The 4,781-nt window shown below is 55.8% G+C and carries 4 protein-coding genes; 3 read left to right on the top strand and 1 reads right to left on the bottom strand.

Going from position 1 to position 4,781, the window contains the following annotated elements:
• Window positions 1-125 precede the first annotated feature (125 nt).
• Entirely contained in the window at window positions 126-1,532 is a 1,407-nt protein-coding gene (locus KM934_RS12295; RefSeq protein WP_215760897.1) for a C1 family peptidase, read from the top strand.
• Window positions 1,533-1,546: 14 nt separating this feature from the next.
• Window positions 1,547-2,488 (top strand): endonuclease/exonuclease/phosphatase family protein, encoded by a 942-nt coding sequence (locus tag KM934_RS12300; protein WP_215760898.1) that lies wholly within the window; start codon window positions 1,547-1,549, stop codon window positions 2,486-2,488.
• Here the strand turns inward: KM934_RS12300 and KM934_RS12305 are convergent.
• The gene (locus KM934_RS12305) at window positions 2,485-2,880 is read right to left on the bottom strand and encodes an FMN-binding protein (protein ID WP_215760899.1); all 396 of its coding nucleotides are present in this window, start codon (window positions 2,878-2,880) and stop codon (window positions 2,485-2,487) included. The genes KM934_RS12300 and KM934_RS12305 overlap by 4 nt on opposite strands.
• A 236-nt stretch (window positions 2,881-3,116) precedes the next feature.
• On the opposite strand from KM934_RS12305, the gene KM934_RS12310 reads away from it, so the two are divergent.
• Window positions 3,117-4,076 (top strand): metallophosphoesterase, encoded by a 960-nt coding sequence (locus KM934_RS12310; RefSeq protein ID WP_215760900.1) that lies wholly within the window; start codon window positions 3,117-3,119, stop codon window positions 4,074-4,076.
• Window positions 4,077-4,781: the final 705 nt, after the last annotated feature.

Here is a 4,781-nt window from a genome sequence, read left to right on the forward strand (position 1 = left end):
GAAAGCAAGCTTTCATTGCGCTCACTGGCACTATCTTTGCAGAAGATAGGCGGCGCTCAGCATCATTAGGCGTTGGCCTTATCTTTACTAATAATGAGAAACATAATCATCAACCTATCTTCATTATGAACAAAAAAACTATTATGTTGGCGGCGTTCCTCGTCATGTCGGGTGCTGCCATGGCACAGAAGGCCGACGGCGGCATCTCCTCGCAAATGTTGCAGCAGATCGAGGCGGCCCAGGGCAACACTCCTACCAGCGCTGCTCTCGTAAACGCCATCGCGTCGAACAAGATCGACGACTTGGCCAAGAGCTACAAGAGTTTGGGACAAGTGGACAACCTCTTCAGCGTGGAGACTCCCGCACAGAGCATTCATAACCAGCAGAGCAGCGGACGTTGCTGGATGTTCTCGGGTATGAATGTGCTGCGCGCCAACTTCGCCAAGGCTCACAACGACACGCTGCGCGTGGAATATTCGCAGGCTTACCTCTTCTTCTACGACCAGTTGGAGAAGGCCAACCTGATGCTTCAGGGTGTCATCGACTGCGCCGACAAGCCCTTTGAGGACAAGCGCGTGCAGTTCTTCTTCCAGCATCCCATCAACGATGGTGGCACGTTCTGCGGTGTGGCCGACCTGGTGGAGAAGTATGGTTTGGTACCCATGAGCGCCATGCCCGAGACTTATTCGTCGGAAAACACGGCGACCGTTGACAGATTGGTTACGTCGAAGTTGCGCGAATATGGCTTGGAGCTGCGCAAGATGGTGAGCAGCGGCAAGAAGGCCGCAGCCGTGAAGAAGCGCAAGACGGAGATGTTGGCAACCATCTACCACATGTTGTCGATGACGCTCGGCGAGCCCGTGAAGGAGTTTACCTATGCCTTCAAGAACAAGGCTGGCAAGGTGGTGACCCCCGCCAAGAAGTACACTCCGAAGGAGTTCTACGACGAGACCGTGGGCCACAAGCTCAACGGTTCGTTCATCATGGTGATGAACGATCCTCGTCGCCCCTACTATAAGACCTATGAGGTGGAGCTTGACCGTCACACCTACGACGGCCACAACTGGAAATACCTCAACCTGCCGATGGAGGACATCGCCAAGTTGGCCATCGCCTCTCTGAAAGACGGCCACAAGTTGTACTCAAGCTATGATGTGGGCAAGCAGTTCGACCGTAAGCGCGGCGTGCTCGATCTTAACAATTACGATTACGGATCACTCTTCGGAACCACATTTGGCATGAACAAGGCCGAGCGCATCGAGACCTTCGACAGCGGTTCCACACACGCCATGACGCTCACAGCCGTCGACCTCGACGCCAACGGCAACCCGCTGAAGTGGAAGGTTGAGAACAGCTGGGGCGCTTCTAACGGCGTTAACGGCTGCCTGATCATGACCAACGACTGGTTCAACGAGTATATGTTCCGCCTGGTGGTCAACAAGCGCTACGCCTCTGAGGAGACGCTGAAGCAGTTCGACCAGAAGCCCATCATGGTGACTCCCGACGACCCCTTGTTCCAAGAGGACATGTAAACAGACGTGGCAACATGGGGCTTTCGCTATTGCTCTTGTCGTTCTTCACGTTTGTTGAGCTCAACTGTGAGAACCTTTTCGACACTCGGCACGACAGCCTGAAGAACGACACGGAGTTTCTTCCCACATCGGCCCACCACTGGACCCCCTACCGCTACTGGCGCAAGCTCAACCGCATAGGCCAGGAAATTGTGTCGTGCGGCATGCTCGACACCTTGGCGGTGATGCCCGACATGGTGGCGCTGACGGAGGTGGAGAACGATAGTGTGCTCGTCGACCTGACGCGGCGGTCGCTGCTGCGGCAGGCGGGCTACGAGTATGTCATGACCGACAGCCCCGATGAGCGCGGCATCGACGTGGCCCTGCTGTGGTCGCCCTTTGCCTTTCGCCTCATCAACCACCATTCCATACGCATCGTTCCGCCCAAAGGCTTTCGCCCCACCCGAGACATCCTTTATGTCTCGGGCGAGGTGATAAGCGGCGACACGCTCCATGTTTTCGTGGTGCACGCACCCAGCCGGTCGGGCGGCGAACGTGCCACACGCCCTTATCGGCAACGGGTGACGGCGCGATTGGCCGAGGCGGTCGACTCGGTGAGGCGCACCAGCCTGCACGCACGCATCCTTGTGGCGGGCGACTTCAATGATTATTCGGGCGACGCCTCCCTCAAGACGCTCCTCGACCACGGCCTCACGGAGATTTCCCAAGGGGCCAAGGGAACCCACGGCGCCAAGGGAACCTACCGATGGCACGGCCGATGGGACAGTCTCGACCATATATTCTGTTGCGAGGCATGGGCCTCACGCCTTGCCACATGCCGCATCAACGACGCGCCCTTCCTGCTTGAGGAAGACACCAAATATGGTGGTATGAAGCCCCGACGCAACTACCAAGGGCCCAAATATCTCGACGGTTTTAGCGACCACCTGCCCCTGGTGGCGGTGTTTAGGCTTTAGCGGTGGGCCTCATAATACTTCAGGCCGGCTTGCACATTCTTCACCAAGGCCCTACTGCTGTAGGTGGCACCTGTTACGCCATCCACCTTCATCTTGGCGGCCTTGTTTGCTGCCTTGCCCTCATATTGGGCCAATACGGCCTTGGCACGGGAGAAATACTGGGGCGTTTCCTGGTTTTTCAGCGCCTCAACCTTCACCACCTTCCCTTTCTTGATGTAAATTTTCACAGGTGTGGCACCCCTGAAGCCACGCACCTCCTTGGCCAACGTGGTGGTGTTGACCACCGTGGCGCCCGACTCCTTGCTGATGGGGTCGGTGGCGGGCATGGCGCTCGCCAACAAAGCGACGGCGGCAAGGAAGCCCGCAGCTTTCATCATGGTTTTCTTTTTCATTGGTCTTGTTGAATAATTTGTCCTGAATGATGTTTACGTAAAGCCACTCGCCCGCAGATGGCCGAGTGCAGCCTATCTTGGGCAAAGATACGACAAAAGCGGGGTTGCCCCCATCGCTGCAAGCGTTTTTTAACGCTTTAGGCTATCTTTTTAACGTTGGACCACCACAAAAATCATCAATAATTACAAATTACCCAACCAAAAACGCTATCTTTGTAAAAAGCTAAAAACGCGCCATGAAATTAAAACTTCGCCACAACACGCTGATGCGCCTCATCACGGGCGCCGCATTGCTCATTGCCGTTCCCGGCCTATTGTTCCTGCTAACGTGGCCGTTGGCGGGCAGCTGCTGGGCCATGGCGCTCGCCGTGGCTTGGGTTTTGCTGATGGTCTACGGCTTCTTCTTCGGTTGGCGCCATTTCGTAGTGCGCTCGGCCACCTGCCAATCGCCTCTCCTTCCCAAGGAGTTTGATGGCTACCGCGTAGTGCAACTGTCTGATATCCACATCGGTACGTTCCTGCGCAACCGCTCGCTTGTCGACAAGTTGGTGCGGTTGGTCAACGAGCAGCGGCCCGACCTGGTGGTGTTCACGGGCGACTTGGTGAACGTCAGCGCCCACGAGGTCATTCCGTTCCAGCACGCGCTGAAGCAAATAGAGGCGCGCGACGGCGTGTTCTCGGTGATGGGAAACCACGACTATTGCGAGTATGGTGAGGACAAGAGCTTGGGCAACATCCGGAAAAACCAAACGGTGCTGAAATACCTGGAGCAGAAAATAGGATGGCGGTTGCTCCTCAACGAGCACGTAAGCATCCGTCGCGACGGCGCCACCATCGAGCTCATCGGCGTGGAGAACATCAGCAGGCCGCCCTTCCCCGACTATGGCGACCTGACGAAGGCGCTCAAGGGCACCGCCGAGGGGTCGTTCAAGATTTTGCTGAGCCACGACCCGAGCCATTGGCGGCGCGGCGTGCTCCACCAAACCGACATCGCGCTGACGCTCTCGGGCCACACCCACGCCGGACAGATCAGCCTGGGCCGTGTGTCGCCGGCCAAGTGGGCCTACAACGAATGGGGCGGCAAATACACCGAGGACGGCTCCATGCTCTATGTGTCGGTGGGCGTAGGCGGCACGGTGCCGTTCCGTTTCGGCGCCTGGCCAGGCATCGACGTTATCCAGCTCAAGTGCCAATAACGCTTCCAACGTTGCCTTTTGTGCGGTGGCAACAAGCCCCGAGCGAGCCCCTCACGGCTGATGCGCACCATGGAAACATTCAAGTTTTTTGGTCAAAAAACGCACTCTTTTCGTTCGATGAAATAGAAAGCGAAAAAGCCTTATTGTCGATCCGAAAGACCGAAAAATCGGTCTCGTGCCACGGCAAACGGGGCCTCGCGTTGCGAAAGATGCCTAACCGAGACTCGAAAGGTAAGGGATCGCCACTCGTAAAGGCATGTTTCGAGGTGCGATTAGGCATGTTTCGCAACACGAAAGATGCCTAATCGCAACGCCTCGTGTGAGACGAGGAGGAGCAAAAGCTAAGCCACGCTCGTAAAACATTGATTATCAGAGCAGTAAGCAAATACGCTGAGAATCGCGTATTTGCGACCAACCATGTGCTCGGTCGAAAAAAACGCCTGTATTTTAAGCCTTTTGTCACCTTGTTTCCTCGTTTCCCCAACGGCCCCAAGTTGCTTCGTGTTTGCTTCGTGAGAAAGCGGGGCCGCCACCCTTCTCCCTATATATTAAGGTGAAAAACGGGGGCGCATTGCATTTTTACACCACTACGAAACGCTATTGTTGGCAAAAAAGCAGTAACTTTGCATAAGATAGGCTACATTCGGCCATCTGAGAACAAGTTCTCATGGCGCTCATTGGCACTATCTTTGCATAAGATAGGCT

Source organism: Hallella faecis, from assembly GCF_018789675.1.
In the GTDB taxonomy this organism is placed as follows: Bacteria; Bacteroidota; Bacteroidia; order Bacteroidales; family Bacteroidaceae; genus Prevotella; species Prevotella faecis.

Excerpts from the sequence above, each read along its gene's own strand:
- KM934_RS12295 (WP_215760897.1), top strand. The coding sequence starts at position 126 with ATGAACAAAAAAACTATTATGTTGGCGGCGTTCCTCGTCATGTCGGGT.
- KM934_RS12310 (WP_215760900.1), top strand. The coding sequence starts at position 3,117 with ATGAAATTAAAACTTCGCCACAACACGCTGATGCGCCTCATCACGGGC.
- KM934_RS12305 (WP_215760899.1), bottom strand. The coding sequence starts at position 2,880 with ATGAAAAAGAAAACCATGATGAAAGCTGCGGGCTTCCTTGCCGCCGTC.
- KM934_RS12300 (WP_215760898.1), top strand. The coding sequence starts at position 1,547 with ATGGGGCTTTCGCTATTGCTCTTGTCGTTCTTCACGTTTGTTGAGCTC.